The 15186-nt window shown below is 67.2% G+C and carries 14 protein-coding genes; 5 read left to right on the forward strand and 9 right to left on the reverse strand.

Annotated elements, in window-relative coordinates; all coding sequences use genetic code 11:
- Positions 1–79 precede the first annotated feature (79 nt).
- A complete protein-coding gene (locus DU478_RS15415; RefSeq protein ID WP_114511865.1) occupies positions 80–511 on the forward strand; it encodes a DUF1489 family protein in 432 nt (143 codons plus the stop codon).
- Between the two features lie 74 nt (positions 512–585).
- On the opposite strand, the gene DU478_RS15420 is transcribed toward DU478_RS15415, so the two are convergent.
- Complete coding sequence (locus tag DU478_RS15420; RefSeq protein ID WP_114511866.1) at positions 586–1494, reverse strand: porin family protein; 909 nt, start codon at positions 1492–1494, stop codon at positions 586–588.
- A gap of 202 nt (positions 1495–1696) precedes the next feature.
- On the opposite strand from DU478_RS15420, the gene yghU reads away from it, so the two are divergent.
- Entirely contained in the window at positions 1697–2560 is an 864-nt protein-coding gene (yghU, locus tag DU478_RS15425; protein WP_114511867.1) for a glutathione-dependent disulfide-bond oxidoreductase, read from the forward strand.
- Between the two features lie 275 nt (positions 2561–2835).
- Here the strand turns inward: yghU and choV are convergent, their stop codons facing one another.
- From choV to hisS, 7 genes are all read right to left on the reverse strand, one after another.
- On the reverse strand, positions 2836–3846 hold the full coding sequence (gene choV / locus DU478_RS15430) for a choline ABC transporter ATP-binding protein (RefSeq protein ID WP_114511868.1): 1011 nt from the start codon (positions 3844–3846) through the stop codon (positions 2836–2838).
- Positions 3843–4679, reverse strand: coding sequence for a choline ABC transporter permease subunit (gene choW / locus DU478_RS15435; RefSeq protein WP_114511869.1), 837 nt, complete (start codon positions 4677–4679; stop codon positions 3843–3845). The genes choV and choW overlap by 4 nt, the downstream gene beginning before the upstream one ends.
- Positions 4667–5422 (reverse strand): DUF6946 family protein, encoded by a 756-nt coding sequence (locus tag DU478_RS15440; RefSeq protein ID WP_233501340.1) that lies wholly within the window; start codon positions 5420–5422, stop codon positions 4667–4669. The genes choW and DU478_RS15440 overlap by 13 nt, the downstream gene beginning before the upstream one ends.
- Positions 5419–6342 (reverse strand): choline ABC transporter substrate-binding protein, encoded by a 924-nt coding sequence (gene choX / locus DU478_RS15445; protein ID WP_114511870.1) that lies wholly within the window; start codon positions 6340–6342, stop codon positions 5419–5421. Before choX ends, DU478_RS15440 begins: the two co-directional genes overlap by 4 nt.
- 542 nt (positions 6343–6884) lie before the next feature.
- Positions 6885–7601: an ATP phosphoribosyltransferase gene (gene hisG / locus DU478_RS15450; protein ID WP_114511871.1), complete on the reverse strand. Its 717-nt coding sequence runs from the start codon at positions 7599–7601 to the stop codon at positions 6885–6887.
- Complete coding sequence (locus DU478_RS15455; RefSeq protein WP_233501344.1) at positions 7598–8689, reverse strand: ATP phosphoribosyltransferase regulatory subunit; 1092 nt, start codon at positions 8687–8689, stop codon at positions 7598–7600. The genes hisG and DU478_RS15455 overlap by 4 nt, the downstream gene beginning before the upstream one ends.
- Positions 8686–10152, reverse strand: coding sequence for a histidine--tRNA ligase (gene hisS, locus DU478_RS15460; RefSeq protein WP_114511873.1), 1467 nt, complete (start codon positions 10150–10152; stop codon positions 8686–8688). The genes DU478_RS15455 and hisS overlap by 4 nt, the downstream gene beginning before the upstream one ends.
- 202 nt (positions 10153–10354) lie before the next feature.
- Between hisS and DU478_RS15465 the strand changes: the two genes are divergently transcribed.
- Complete coding sequence (locus tag DU478_RS15465; RefSeq protein ID WP_114511874.1) at positions 10355–10558, forward strand: SlyX family protein; 204 nt, start codon at positions 10355–10357, stop codon at positions 10556–10558.
- A 15-nt stretch (positions 10559–10573) separates the two neighbouring features.
- Here DU478_RS15465 and dnaE read toward each other — a convergent pair whose 3' ends face one another.
- On the reverse strand, positions 10574–14122 hold the full coding sequence (dnaE, locus tag DU478_RS15470; RefSeq protein ID WP_114511875.1) for a DNA polymerase III subunit alpha: 3549 nt from the start codon (positions 14120–14122) through the stop codon (positions 10574–10576).
- Between the two features lie 117 nt (positions 14123–14239).
- Here dnaE and DU478_RS15475 point away from each other — a divergent pair, with 117 nt between their 5' ends.
- Both DU478_RS15475 and DU478_RS15480 read left to right on the forward strand, forming a co-directional pair.
- Positions 14240–14569: an ArsR/SmtB family transcription factor gene (locus tag DU478_RS15475; RefSeq protein ID WP_114511876.1), complete on the forward strand. Its 330-nt coding sequence runs from the start codon at positions 14240–14242 to the stop codon at positions 14567–14569.
- On the forward strand, positions 14566–15036 hold the full coding sequence (locus DU478_RS15480; protein WP_233501348.1) for an SRPBCC family protein: 471 nt from the start codon (positions 14566–14568) through the stop codon (positions 15034–15036). The genes DU478_RS15475 and DU478_RS15480 overlap by 4 nt, the downstream gene beginning before the upstream one ends.
- Positions 15037–15186: the final 150 nt, after the last annotated feature.

Genomic DNA, 15186 nt, shown 5'->3' on the forward strand with positions numbered 1-15186 from the left:
GGCTACCGCGGGAAATGCACAACTGCTTGAAGGCTTGAACATCCAGTCTACAATATATGCGCAGCTTGGGGAAGAATCTGTGGATAATTTCACGCATATCCTGAAACTCAGCGTCGGCACGGAGGCGGTCGAGGACCTGGCCGCCTGGCAGGCCTCTGCCCGCGCACGCGGCGCCGACGGCCTGCCCCGGCACGTGACGCGGATGTGGCCCAAGCGCGAGGCAGAGATTCTGGGCGGCGGCAGCCTCTACTGGGTGATCAAGGGGGTGATCCTGTGCCGTCAGCGCATCCTGCGGCTGGACGAGGTCACAGGCTCCGACGGCATCCGCCGCTGCGCCTTCGTGCTCGACCCCAACCTGATCCGCACCAATCCCGCGACCAAGCGCCCGTTCCAGGGCTGGCGTTACCTGGCGCCCGCCGACGCGCCCGCCGACCTCTCGGCGAAACGCGCGCAGGACGATGCCCTACCCCCGGAACTGGCCGGCGCGCTGGCCGACATCGGCGTGCTCTGATCCGTTCCGGACTCACCACGCATAAGCGCGCCGACCCGCATCGGCGCGCTGTCATCGGCTCATCCGATCCTCGATCAGAAACCGATGCCGGAAATCAGGCCCGACACCGCGTTGCGGTCGCTCTTGAGCAGCGGGCTGGTCACAGCATTGCCCGGAACGCGCTTCTCGCGTGCATCGCCGAACAGCACCGTGGCGCTCAGGCTCAGGCGGTCCGCGCTTTCGTCGAAGCCCGCGGCGTCGAACCGGGCGCGGGCGTATTCGCCGCTCAGGATCACCGGCGTTCCGCCCGCATTCAGCGCATAATTGACGCCCACCGACGCAGTGCCGACCTCGGCATCCACATCGTCGATCGAGGTCGACTGGTAGCCGCCGAACATCGCGAAGCCGTTGCCGAAATCGTAATGCGCGCCAAGGCCCAGGCTGTAGGCATTGACGTCGTCGCCGCCGGCTTCGAAATTCGACCGCACGCCGCTGCCGAACAGGCTCAGTTGCGGCGAGGCATCGAACCGGGCACGCAGGCCGATGTCGCGGATGTCGAGGTCGCCCGCCAACTCGTCCGCATCGGTCCTGCCCACAAAGGCCGAACCTTCGAAGCCGGCGCTGCGATAGGTGCCTTCGATCCCGTAACTGTCGAGGTTCACGACGTCACCGACATCGAGGTCGAGCGAGTCGCGTGAGAAATACACACCCGCCCCGGCGCTTTGCGAGAACCAGTATTTCGGCAGGATCTCGGTGCTGAGGTTCGACACGTCGATGCCGTCGTCGCTGGCGCGGTCCCACCCCAGGTCGATGTCCAGCGTGACGTTGCCGAAGGACAGGTCGGTTTCGCTCTGCAGGGTGGTGCCGGTCGCGTCCAGCCCGTCGGCGTTGTAGTTGTTGACGCCCAGCGTCAGCGCGGTGCCGTAAGACGATTGCGCCGTCGCGGCCCCGGCCAGGCACACGGTGACGGCTGCCGCACCTGCGGCGATGGAAAAACTGCTCATGATGACCTCGGGTTATGATGTTGTTATCGAACAGCATTCGCACAGGGCACGGACCTTGGCAATCGGGGCGCGAGGCCTCGGGCGCAAGGGCCGTTCACATCTGAGTCATCGCCCCGGCGCGCGGCAGGGGATGGCTATTTTCCGCAAAGCGCTTACATCTCCGCCGAACCGACACAACCGCACAACCGAAGGAGCCGACGCCATGACCAAAGCCTATGAACCGCCCAAAGTCTGGACACACGATGCCGAGTCCGGCGGCAAGTTCGCCAGCATCAACCGACCGGTCTCGGGCCCCACCCACGACAAGGCGCTGCCCGAAGGCAAACATCCGTTCCAGCTTTATTCCATGGCCACGCCCAACGGCGTCAAGGTCACCGTGCTGTTCGAGGAGTTGCTGGCCGCCGGCCACAAGGGCGCCGAATACGACGCCTGGCTCATCCGCATCGGCGACGGCGACCAGTTCGGGTCTGGCTTCGTCGAGGTGAACCCGAATTCCAAGATCCCCGCGCTGCTGGACCGCAGCGGCGAGACACCTATGCGCATCTTCGAATCCGGCGCCATCCTGCTGCACCTGGCCGAAAAATTCGGCGCCTTCCTCGGCGCCCCCGAGGACCGGCCCGAGATGCTGTCCTGGCTCTTCTGGCAGATGGGCAGCGCGCCCTATCTCGGCGGCGGCTTCGGCCATTTCTACGCCTACGCGCCCGAGCCGATGGAATACCCGATCAACCGCTTCACCATGGAGGCCAAGCGCCAGCTCGACGTGCTGGACAAGCGCCTGGCCGAAACACGGTACCTCGTGGGCGACGACTACACCATCGCCGACATGGCGGTCTGGTCCTGGTACGGCCAGCTGGTGCTGGGCCGTCTTTACAATGCCGCGGACTTCCTCGACGTGGACAGCTATACCCACGTGATGCGTTGGGCCAAGGAGATCGACGCCCGTCCCGCCGTGCAGCGGGGACGCATGGTCAACCGCACCTTCGGCGCGCCTGAAACCCAGCTACACGAACGCCACGACGCCGCGGATTTCGACACCCGCACCCAGGACAAGATCGCGGCGGAATAACGCGGGTATTCCCGATCCGACCGGAGTCGCAGCGGGCCCGTCTCCTTGCGGCTCCGGTCCACGAACCGCGCCGGGCGGACCGGCGTAGTCACAGGAAACATGAGCGGCCCGCCCAAGCCATCGAACGCCGCGCGCCAGGTCTTCATGCCGAACGGCGCCCGACCGCAGCCCGCCCCAGCTTCTTCTCTGGTTCCAAATAACCCTCGGGGGAGTCGCCGCTCGCGGCGACGGGGGCAGAGCCCCCTCCCACACGGCAGATGCGCAAGGATCGCCGGTCAGGCCGAAAGCCGCGCCACGATAGACGCGGCGCTCACCCGCCCGATCACCTTGCCCAACTGCTCGACCGCCAGCGCCTCGGTGCCGCGCAGGCGGGCCATGACCTCGCGGACCGGCAGTTCGGCATTGACCCGCGCCAGCCCGTCCGCGGCCGCGTCGGTCATCACGTCGCGGGCGGTCAGCACGCCGAGCGGGTTCATGTTCGCCACGAACTCGGCCACGTAGTCCGATGCCGGGTCCGAGAAGATCTCGCGCGGGGTGCCGATCTGCACGATCCGCCCGCCCTCCATGATGGCGATGCGCCCGCCCAGCTTGAACGCCTCGTCAAGGTCGTGGCTGACGAAGACGATGGTGCGCCTGAGGTCCCGCTGCAGCTCCAGCAACTCGTCCTGCAGCCGCGTCCGGATCAGCGGATCGAGCGCCGAGAACGGCTCATCCATCAGCAGGATCGGCGCTTCGGTGGCGAAAGCGCGGGCCAGCCCCACGCGCTGCTGCATGCCGCCCGAAAGCTCCGCCACCTTGGCCTCGGCACGTTCGGCAAGCCCCACCAGCTCCAGCTGCCGCGCCACTTTTTCGGCACGATCGGCCTCGGGCATCCCGGCCAGTTCCAGCCCGAAGCCGACGTTTTCGCTCACCGTCCGCCAGGGCAGCAGCCCGAACTGCTGGAACACCATGGCGACGCGGGTCTGGCGGATGCGGCGCAGGTCGGCGGGCTTGCACTTGGTGACGTCGACCATCTGCCCGCCGTCGTTGACCCGGACAGCACCCCGCGCCACCGGGTTGAGCCCGTTCACCGCCCGCAAGAGCGTCGACTTGCCCGATCCCGAAAGACCCATCAGCACCAGGATCTCGCCCTCGTCCACGTCGAGCGTGCAGTTGTGCACGCCCAGCACCTGGTCGGTCTCGGCCTGGATCTCGGACCGCGTCTTGCCCTTGTCCGCAAGCGGCAGCGCCCGGTCCGGGTCGGCGCCGAACATGATGCAGACCTTTTCGAATTCCACGGCCTTCATCGCTTGTCCCCCACCCGGAGCATCCGGTCGAGCATGATCGCCACCACCACGATCACGAACCCGGATTCGAACCCCAGCCCGGTGTCGACGCGGTTGAGCGCCCGCACCACCGGCACACCCAGCCCATCCGCGCCCACCAGCGCCGCGATCACCACCATCGACAGCGACAGCATGATCGTCTGGTTGAGCCCGGCCATGATCTGCGGCAGCGCGTAGGGCAGCTCGATCTTCCAAAGCGTTTGGCTGGGCTTGGCCCCGAAGGCCTCCGCCGCCTCCAGAAGCGCGGTCGGAGTGTTGGAAATTCCCAGGTGCGTCAGCCGGATCGGCGCCGGCACAACGAAGATCACCGTGGCGATGAGGCCCGGCACCATGCCGATGCCGAAAAACACGATCGCCGGGATAAGATAGACGAAGGTGGGAAGCGTCTGCATCAGGTCCAGCACCGGCCGCAACCACGCGTAAAGGCGTGGACGGTGGGCCGCGGCGATGCCGATGGGCACGCCGATCCCCATGCAGACCACGCAGGCCGAGAGCACCAGCGTCAGGCTTTCCGTGGTCTCTTCCCAGTAGCCCTGGTTGACGATGAAGAGAAACCCGAGCCCCACGAAGAGCGGCAATTTCCAGCCGCGGTGGATCCACCAGGTCAGCGCCACGAAGACCGCGATCACCAAAAGCGCCGGCGGCGCCTGCAGCACCCAGAGCACCGCGTCGATCAGCGCCTCCATCCCGATGGCCAGCCCGTCGAAGAACCAGCCGCCGTTGGTCTGCAGCCAGCCAAAGACCGCCTCGGCCCAGTCTCCCACGGGTATCTTGCGGTCGGTCAGCCAGTCCATGCGGGGGTCTCTCCTGTCTGTGTCGGATCGGCGAGGAAGTCGGGCGCACCCTGCGCCCAGCCGATCCAGAGTTCGGTGCCGCAGGGCAGGCGCTTGCGCCCGAGCCGGCCGTATCCGGCGTCCATGTCCAGCGCCCGCGCGAAGGCCTCGAAATCCTCCAGCCAGCGGGCGCCGGGCGAGAAGGACTGCACCACCATGGCCGCGACCGGCCGGCGGAACCTCTGCGCTTCGAGAACCGCCGCGGCAGTACGGTGCAGCAGTTGGTAGCGCAGCACCTCCGGCGGCGGGCCGTCCAAGCCCAGCAGGTCGCAGATCGCGCTCAACCGAAACTGCTTGTTATCCGAGCGGGGACGAAGCCACTCCGCCACCGTCGGGCCGAAGGGTTCATCGACCTTCGCCTCGATCGCCAGCGCGACGCCCTGCGCGCCCGCCTGTACCAGGGCAAAGACGTCGCACTGGCTGTCGGCGCCGCGGCCCGGAAGCGGCACCTTGTGTTCGGGGATCGCCAGTTGCAGCTCTGTCTCGCCGCCCAGCAGCGCATCGATCTCGGGCGGCAGACCCGCCGCGGCTTGCCAGCTTTGCGCCGCCGCCATCGCCGAATAGCCGGCGCGCCACTGGCGAACCGGATCGGCCAGCAGCGCTTGCCAGTCTGCGACGCCCTGCGCTGGAATGTAGATGCGTGCCATCTCTGCGGATGTCGCGACCGGCCCGCCGAACCCTTCCGGCGGGCCAGCGATGCTCACATCTTGAGCGCGTCCATCACCGCCGCCTCGGAATCGCCGCCGTCCACGGTGGTGACACCGTCGAGCCATCCGCTGACCACGTCCGGATTGGCGGCCATCCAGGCGCGCGCGGCATCCTGCGGATCCTCGCCGTCGTCGAGGATCGCACCCATGATCTCGTTTTCCATCGCCAGGGTGAACTCGAGATTCTGCAAAAGCGCGCCGACGTTCGGGCATTCCTCGACATAGCCCGCGCGGGTGTTGGTATAGACCGTGGCCCCGCCCAGGTCCGGGCCGAAGTAGTCGTCCCCGCCTGTGAGGTAGGTGAGGTCGTAATTGGCATTCATCGGATGCGGCTCCCAGGCCAGGAAGACGATCGGCTCGTCGCGGCTGCTGGCCCGGCCCACCTGCGCCAGCATCCCCTGTTCGGAGCTTTCGCGCACATCGAACTCGGACAGGCCAAAGGCGTCTTCCTCGATCATGCTGAGGATCAGGCGGTTGCCGTCGTTGCCGGGCTCGATGCCGTAGATGTTGCCCTCGAGCGCGTCGGCGTTCTCGGCGATCTTGGAGAAATCGTCGATCCCCAGCGCCGCTCCGGCGGCATTGGTGGCCAGCGTGTACTTGGCGCCTTCGAGATTGGCGCGCACGGTATCGACAGTGCCCGCCTCGCGGTAGGGGGCGATGTCGGCCTCCATCGTCGGCATCCAGTTGCCAAGGAAGACGTCGATGTCGCCATTGGCCATCGACGTGTAGGTCACGGGCACCGACAGCACCTTGGTGTCGGTCTCGTAGCCCAGCGCCTCGAGCACCACGGTCGTGGCGGCGGTGGTGGCGGTGATGTCGGTCCAGCCGACATCCGAGAAGGTCACGCTGTCGCAGGCGGCAAAGGCCTGTCCGGCCAGCAGGGTCAGGGCGGCGGCGCTGGTAGTGGTCTTGATCATAAGTCTCTCCCGGTTGGTGTCTTGTTTGGGGGAGAGTTAGCGCCGTTGCGTCCCACAATGCAACCAAAGCCGCGCCATATCCGGCCCGGCGCCGTTTTCCTCGCGGAAAACGAACCGGAAACCTCAAGGTTTCCGGACCGTCCAGACAGATGCACCGTCACGATCCGAATCCGGCATCGCGGAGGTGACGAACCTCTGCCGCAGAAAAACCGGATTGAAGCCGTTCGCGTATCCGAGCACCTTTCGCAAGCGGTCTGATGCTCCCCGCAAACTGTGCCGCGGCCGGAACTCCCTTTTTCCTCGCGGAAAACGGGCCGGAAACCTCGGGGTTTCCGGCGGCCTCACCCAAGCGGTCCGGTGCGGTTCGAACCCGGCATCGCCGAAGCGGCGCAGGCCGGGCTCCCGGAAACCGGATCGGACCGTTCCCTTCAGCCGTCCGGCCACAGGCGGCCTGCCAGGACCGGATCATGGCATCGCGGACGGGATCATGGTCCTCTCCAAAAGCGCCGGGCGGGTCTGACGGGTTTTCCGCCGCCCAGGCCTCAGACCGTCACGCGGTTGCGCACCTCGAAACCAAGCCGGTCGTAGAGCGCGCTCAGCACCGCCTGGTGTTCGGGCTCCCGCACGGCGCGGCGGCTGCGGTAAAGCGTCGCCTGGCTGCGCAGCACCGGTTCCTCGGAGAGGATCTTGAGGTGGTTGGCCCGCAACGTCTCGCCGGTCGAGGTGATATCCGCAATGGCCTCCGCCGTCAGGTTCTTGACCGTGCCCTCGGTCGCGCCCTGGCTGTCGACCAGCCGGTAGTCGGCGACCCCGCCCCGGCGCAGGTATTCCCGCACCAGCCGGTGATACTTGGTGGCGATGCGCAGCCGGACGCCGTGCCGGGCCCGGAACGCCGCCGCCGCCGCGTCGAGATCGTCGAGGGTGTCCACGTCGACCCAGGCCCCCGGCACCGCCACCACCAGATCGGCAAAGCCGAAGCCCAGCTCCGCCAGCGGTTCGACCTTCTGGTCCCATTGCACCAGCGTCTCCTGCACGAGGTCGGTGCCCGTGACACCGAGGTGGATGCGCCCCGACGCCAGTTCGCGCGGTATCTCCCCGGCCGAAAGCAGCACGAGGTCGATGCCCTCGATCCCCTCGACCGCCCCGGCATATTCCCGCTCCGACCCGGTGCGCGACAGGATCAGGCCGCGGTCCGCGAACCAGTCGAAGGTCTTTTCCATCAGCCGCCCCTTGGACGGCACCCCCAGCTTCACGCTCATGCCGCGGTCCTTTCGGTCAGGCGCAAGAGGATGTCGGGCCGGATCACCCCGCCCACCGCCGGAATGCTCGCCCCCTGCCCCAGTTGACGGGTCAACGCATCGTAACGCCCGCCGGTGGCCACGGGCGGCAGGTCAGGCTGCGTCGCGGCGTAAAAGCCGAAGACGAAGCCGTCGTAGTATTCCATCGAAGTGCGCCCGTAAGAGGCTTCGAAATCCAGCGCGTGAATGTCGACACCGCGCTGGTAGAGCGCCTCGCAGCGCAGCGCGAACCGTTCCACCGCATCGTGGATCGCAGGCAGGTCGACGGCGATGTCGCGCAGGTGATCCAGCGCAAAGGCGCAGGTCTCGCGCACCGCCAGCACCGCGTCGATGAGCGCCACCTGCCCCTCGGCCAGCGGCGGCTCCGCGGCATCCTCGCGCAGCGCCGCGATCCGCTCGCCGATTTCCTCCGCGCTGCGCCGGCCGATCATCGGCGCCGCCCCGGCCAGGGGGTCGGCGGCCTCCAGCAAGGCGGCGCGGGTCGCCGGCACCGGGCTGCGCCCGGCAAAGCGGTCGACCAGCTGACGAAACCGCCGCGGCCGCCAGATGTGCCGCATCAGAGCCGCGCGCCGGCGTTCGGAGGTCTTCAGCCCCTGCACCGCCGCGGTAAGAATGCCGATATCGCCCGTCGCCGCGCGCAGACCATGCGGTTTCAGCACCTGCTCGAACAGCGCGAAGACCTCGGCATCCGCCGCTTGCGGGTCGGCGCGGTCGAAGACCTCGAACCCCACCTGCAGGTATTCCGACGCGCGCTCGGGGTGATCCTCCTGGCGCCGGAACACCTCGCCCGCATAGGTATAGCGCGCAGGCTCCGCCCCCTCGGCCATGTGCATCTGCACCACCGGCACGGTGAAATCCGGCCGCAGCATCTGCTCGCCGCGGCTCGGGTCCTGCGTCACGTAGGCGCGCGCGCGGATATCCTCGCCGTAGAGGTCGAGCAGGGTTTCGGCGGGCTGCAGGATGGCGCAGTCCACCGGTTGCGCCCCCGCCGCCTCGAAGCGTGCGCGCAGGCGCGCCGCTTCGGCCCGTATCGTGGCGATCCCGGTCACTGTCCCAGCATCTCGCGCACGCGGGCCACGAGGTCGGCACGCGGCACCTCGACCTGGCTCGGCCGGTCCTTCCATTCCTCGAGCGTCGCGTTCTCGGCGATCTGCGCGCCCAGGACCAGGTCCTTGATCTGGACCTTTCCGGCGTCGAACTCCTCGGCCCCGGCGATCACCGCCACCGGGCTGCCGCGCTTGTCCGCGTACTTGAGCTGGTTGCCGAAGTTCTTCGGATTGCCCAGGTAGACCTCGGCCCGGATACCGGCGCCGCGCAGCTCCGCCACCATCTGCTGGTAGTCGGCCATGCGGGCGCGGTCCATCACGGTGACGACCACCGGCCCCGGCGCCTCGCCACCGACGCGGCCCTTTTCGCGCAGGGCCGCCAGCAGCCGGTCGACCCCGATGCTGACGCCGGTGGCCGGCACTTCCTGCCCGGTGAAGCGCTTGACCAGGTCGTCATAGCGCCCGCCGCCCGCGACCGAGCCGAACTGCCGCTTGCGGCCCTTCTCGTCGAGGATGTCGAAGGTCAGCTCCGCCTCGAACACCGGCCCGGTGTAGTACCCAAGCCCGCGCACCACCGATGGGTCGACGATTATTTGATCGTCTCCATAACCCAGACAGAAGCAGAGGTCGCAGATCTCCATAAGCTCACCGATGCCTTCGTGTCCGACATCGGATTCTCCGATCAATTCTCCGAGCCTTTCGAGCGTCTTCGTATCGGTCTCGCGTCGCGCTGTAACGTAACCAACAGCTAGCTCAATCTGCGCGTCGCTCAGCCCTACCCCGTCAATGTAAGCGCCCGACGCATCGAGCCGCCCCTTGCCCAGCAACTCGCGCACACCCGCCTCGCCGACCTTGTCGAACTTGTCGATGGTGCGCAGCACATCCGCCGCCTGAGCCTCGTCAGAGACACCCATCGCCTCCAGCACCCCGTTCAGCACCTTCCGGTTGTTGACCCGGATCAGGTAATCCCCGCGCGGAATCCCCACCTCTTCCAGCGTGTCCGCCAGCATCGCGCAGATCTCCGCATCCGCCGCCACCGACGCCGCCCCCACGGTGTCCGCATCGCACTGGTAGAACTGCCGGAACCGCCCCGGACCCGGCTTCTCGTTGCGCCAGACCGGCCCCATGGCATAGCGCCGGTAGGGCAGCGGCAGGTCGTTGCGGTGCTGGGCATAGACACGCGCCAGCGGCGCGGTCAGGTCGTAGCGCAGCGCCACCCAGCCCTCGGCATCGTCCTCCCAGGCAAAGACGCCCTCGTTGGGCCGGTCGACATCGGGCAGGAACTTGCCCAGCGCCTCCACCGTCTCCACCGCCGACGACTCCAGCGCGTCGAACCCGTAGCGATGATAGACCGCCGCGATCCGCTCCAGCATCAGCGCGCGGTCGCGCACCTCGGCGCCGAAATAGTCGCGGAACCCCTTGGGCGTCTGAGCCTTGGGGCGGGGCTGTTTCTTGGTCTTGGCCATGGGACGATCCAGCTCTGTGCACATTCGCCGCCCGGATACCCGCTCCCCCTCGCGGGGGCAAGCGTCCCCCCTTCTTCGGTTCACAATAACCCTCAGAGAGCACGAGAGACTGGTCTCTCGTATCGCCCGGCACGGGCGATCCGGCAATTGCGCGCACCGGCCAAAGCGCCTATGTCCCGGGCAGCCCCAAGGAGCCGGAGCCATGACCGACACCACAGCCCTGACCGAACACCTGGCCCACCTCACCCGGATGCTGGACGACCTGTCGGACGTGGTGGCGCGGCAGGACCGTGAAATCGAGCGGCTGAAGACCCGCGTCGAAATGCTGAGCCAGCGCGAGGCGCAGCGCGAGGCCGATGCGACCGGGGCGGTGGTGCTGGGCGACGAACGCCCGCCGCATTACTGATCCGCACCCGCCGGATCAGAATTCCTCGACCGCGAGGATCCCGCCCAGCGACTTGATCGCGCCCTTGATCTCGGGCGTCACCGGGAACTGCTGGCCCAGGTCCATGTCGACCTCGCCCGGCAGCCCCGCATCCGACAGGCAAAGGTGCACCGGGCCGCGCGCGGCCTTCGGCAACTGTTCCGCCGCACGGCCCAGCACGGAGGCGATGTGCGGAAGCGCGTCGGGCGTCTCGACGAAGATGCGCAGGCCCAGCGCCGCCGCCCCCGCCACAGCCGCGTCCACGGGCGCCACCGACCGGCCCAGCAGCTTGAGCTGGTCGCTCTCCATCGTCGCCTCGACCGTGACGACCACCTTGGCGCCGGTCTCCAGGTGCTCGCGGCTCTTCTCCAGCGTTTCGGAAAAGAGCGTCACCTCGTAGGCACCCGTGGTATCGGAGAGCTGCGCGAAAGCGAACCGGTTGCCGCGCGCCGACTTGCGCTCCTGCCGGCCGGCGACGACGCCCGCCAGCTTGGCGATGCAGGGGCCGCGCTCGGCCTTGGCCATGACCTCGTCCAGCGTCATCACCCCATTGCGCTTGAGCGGCGCCATGTAATCGTCAAGCGGATGGCCCGAGAGGTAGAATCCGATGGCCTTGAACTCCTCGGACAGGCGTTCGGCGGGCAGCCAGTCGCTGACCGGCGACAGGCGCGGTTCCGGCAGGTCGTCGCCGGCCTCGCCGAAAAGCGACACCTGCGCCGATCCCTTCTGCTCGAAGATCGCGGCGGAATAGTTCACCAGCGCGTCGAGGCTGTCGAAGACCCGGCGGCGGTTGGGATCGAGCTGGTCGAAGGCGCCGGCCCGCGCCAGCATCTCCAGCGGCCTCTTGCCGACGCGTTTGAGGTCCACGCGCCGCGCGAAATCGAACAGCGTCGCGAACGGCCGCTCCGCGCCCGCGCCCGGCGAAGACGCCCGCCCGGGCGGATGAGCCCCTTCGCGCCGCCCCTCGACCACCAGCCGCATCGCGTCGAGGCCGACGTTCTTCAGCGCCCCGAGACCGTAGACCAACGCCCCGTCCTGTACGTCGAAGGCCGGCTGGCTGCGGTTCACGCAAGGCGGCACCCAAGGCAGGCCCAGCCCCTTCTTCACCTCTTCGAAATAGATCGCCAGCTTGTCGGTCAGGTGGATATCGCAGTTCATCACCCCGGCCATGAACTCCACCGGGTGATTGGCCTTGAGCCAGGCGGTCTGGTAACTCACCACCGCATAGGCCGCGGCATGCGACTTGTTGAAGCCGTAGTTGGCGAATTTCTCCAGCAGGTCGAAGACTTCGCGCGCCTTCTTGGGATCGACGCCGTTCTTCTTGGCGCCGTCCTCGAACTTCGGCCGCTCGGCGTCCATTGCCTCCTTGATCTTCTTGCCCATGGCGCGGCGCAACAGGTCGGCGCCGCCGAGGCTGTAGCCCGCCATCTCCTGCGCAATCTGCATCACCTGTTCCTGGTAGACGATGATGCCCTGCGTTTCCTCGAGGATATGGTCGATCAGCGGATGCACGGATTCCCGCTCGCGCAGCCCGTTCTTGACCTCGCAATAGGTCGGAATGTTCTCCATAGGGCCGGGGCGATACAGCGCCACCAGCGCCACGATATCCTCGATGCAGGTGGGCTTCATGCGCTTCAGCGCATCCATCATGCCCGAGCTTTCCACCTGGAACACCGCCACGGTCTTGGCCGCGGCATAGAGTTTGTAGGATGCCTCGTCGTCCAGCGGGATCGCACCGATGTCGTCCACCGCCACGTCGGGCGGCTGGTAAAGCTCCGTCCCGTCGGCGGCGATGTGCAGGTGCCGGCCGGATTTCTTGATGAGATCGACGGCGTTCTGGATCACCGTCAGGGTCTTGAGGCCCAGGAAGTCGAACTTCACCAGCCCCGCCTGTTCGACCCATTTCATGTTGAACTGCGTCGCGGGCATGTCGGATCGCGGGTCCTGGTAGAGCGGCACCAGCGCATCCAGCGGCCGGTCGCCGATCACCACGCCCGCCGCGTGGGTCGAGGCGTTGCGCAGCAGCCCCTCGACCTGCTGTCCGTAGGTCAGAAGCCGGTCCACCACCTCTTCGGCGCGAGCCTCTTCGCGCAGGCGCGGCTCGTCGGCCAGCGCCTTTTCGATGCTGACGGGTTTGACGCCCTCGACCGGGATCATCTTCGACAGCCGGTCGACCTGCCCGTAGGGCATCTGCAGCACCCGCCCGATGTCGCGCACCGCGGCCTTGGACAAAAGCGCGCCGAAGGTGATGATCTGGCCGACCTTGTCCTTGCCGTACTTGTCCTGCACGTAACGGATCACCTCTTCGCGGCGGTCCATGCAGAAGTCGATGTCGAAGTCGGGCATCGAAACCCGTTCGGGGTTCAGGAACCGTTCGAAGAGCAGCGAATAGCGCAAGGGATCGAGGTCGGTGATGGTGAGCGCATAGGCCACGAGGCTGCCCGCGCCCGACCCCCGCCCCGGCCCGACCGGAATGTCGTGATCCTTGGCCCATTTGATGAAATCGGCCACGATCAGGAAATAGCCCGGAAAGCCCATGCCCTCGATGATCCCGAGCTCGAATTCGAGCCGTTTCTCGTACTCCTCGACCGGGGCCGCGTGCGGGATCACCCGCAACCGTTCGGCCAGCCCTTCCTTGGCCTGTCGGCGCAGTTCGTCGACCTCGTCATCGGCGAATTTCGGCAGGATCGGGTCGCGGCGGTAGGCCATGAAGGCGCATCGACGGGCAATCTCGACGGTGTTCTCCACCGCCTCGGGCAGGTCGGCAAAGAGTGTCACCATCTCCTGCTGGGACTTGAAGTAATGCTGCGGGGTCAGCCGCCGCCGTTCGCCCTGCTGGTCCACGTAAGCGCCCTCGGCGATGCAGATCAGCGCGTCATGCGCCTCGTACATCTTGGCCTGCGGGAAATAGACGTCGTTGGTGGCCACGAGCGGGATGTCCATGGCATAGGCCATCTCGACGAACCCGCGCTCGGTCGCGCGCTCGGCCTCCGGCAGGCCGCTCTCGCCCGGATGGCGCTGCAACTCGATATAAAGCCGATCGCCGAACGCCCCGTGCAGCCGCACCATCAGCGCCTCGGCCGCGCCCCGCTGGCCCTGCCGCAAAAGCCGCCCGACCGGCCCGTCCGGCCCGCCGCTGAGGCAGATCAGCCCCTCTGCGTGCCGCTCCAGCTCTTCCAGCGTCACATGGGCGAGTTCCCCGTCGCCGCGCAGATAGAGGCACGAGTTGAGCTTCATCAGGTTCTCGTAACCGGCCTCGTTCTGCGCCAGCAGCACCAGCGCCGCCGGATCGCGCGGCCGTTCGCCCTGGGCCGGTTCGACGTACCGCAGGTCGACCTGGCAGCCGATGATCGGCTGGATGCCCTCGCCCGCCGCCGTCACGGAGAATTCCAGCGCCGCAAAGAGGTTGTTGGTGTCGGTCACCGCCACCGCAGGCATGCCCGCCGCCGCACAGAGGCCCGGCAGCTTCTTGAGGCGCAAAGCGCCCTCCAGCAGCGAATATTCGGTGTGAGTGCGCAGGTGAATGAATCGGGGGGTGTCGGTCATGATGCCACACTATGTTGCGGCGCCGGGCCTGAGAAGGCCCAAATCCACTTTCAAAAACCTAGCCATCGAGCTATCTTTTTGATTGACGCGACGTCGCATTCAGCGATACTTAGCCAAATGGATACCCAACTCGACACCTTCTTTGCCGCCCTCTCCGATCCGACCCGTCGGGCGGTGATCGAACGGCTCACGCAGGGTCCGGCGCCAGTGTCCGAACTTCACGCGCCGCACGACATGGCACTGCCGAGTTTCCTCAAGCACCTGCGGCGCCTCGAAACGGCCGGCCTGATCCGCAGCGAGAAAACCGGCCGCGTGCGCAGCGTGCGTCTGGCGCCGGAACCGCTGCGTCAGGCAGAGGACTGGCTCAATCGACAACGCAAGCTCTGGGAAGGCCGGACCGACCGGCTCCAGGCCCTGGCGGAAGCCCTGGAAAGGAAACCATCGTGACTGATTTCGACCCGACCCTCGATTTGCGGCTCGAGCGCATGATCGCCGCCAGACCCGAAACGCTCTGGCGCTGCTGGACCGACCCCGAATTGATCAAGCAGTGGTTCTGCCCGGTGCCCTGGCGCGTCTGGCACGCCGAGGTCGACGCGCGCCCCGGGGGCATCTTCCTGACCGCGATGGAAGGCCCCGACGGCGAACGCCACGACGGGGAACCCGGCTGCGTACTGGCGGCGGAACCGGGGCGGCTGTTTTCCTTCACCGACAGCCTTTCGCCGGGGTATCGCCCGCGCGGCTCCGGCTTCATGACCGGCATCATCAGTTTTACCGCCGATGGCGACGGCACGCGCTACCTGGCGCAGGTGCTGCACGGCACCGCAGAAGACCGGCAGAAACATCTCGAAATGGGGTTCGAAGAGGGCTGGGGCATCGCCGCGGACCAGCTGGCGGCACTCGCGGCAACGCTCTGACGCCTGCGCAGCGGGCAGCGCCCTGCAGCGTTCTCGACGCTCCGAAGAAATCGCTTGCAATACCGCGCGGCCCGCGCCTAGCCTGACCGAAAGACCGGCCCGCGCACCTTCTACGCCGCATCGAGGGCGCGCAAGATCGGGTCTTCTGGT

The sequence above is a fragment of the Thalassococcus profundi genome, from assembly GCF_003344785.1.
Classification (GTDB): domain Bacteria; phylum Pseudomonadota; class Alphaproteobacteria; order Rhodobacterales; family Rhodobacteraceae; genus Puniceibacterium; species Puniceibacterium profundi.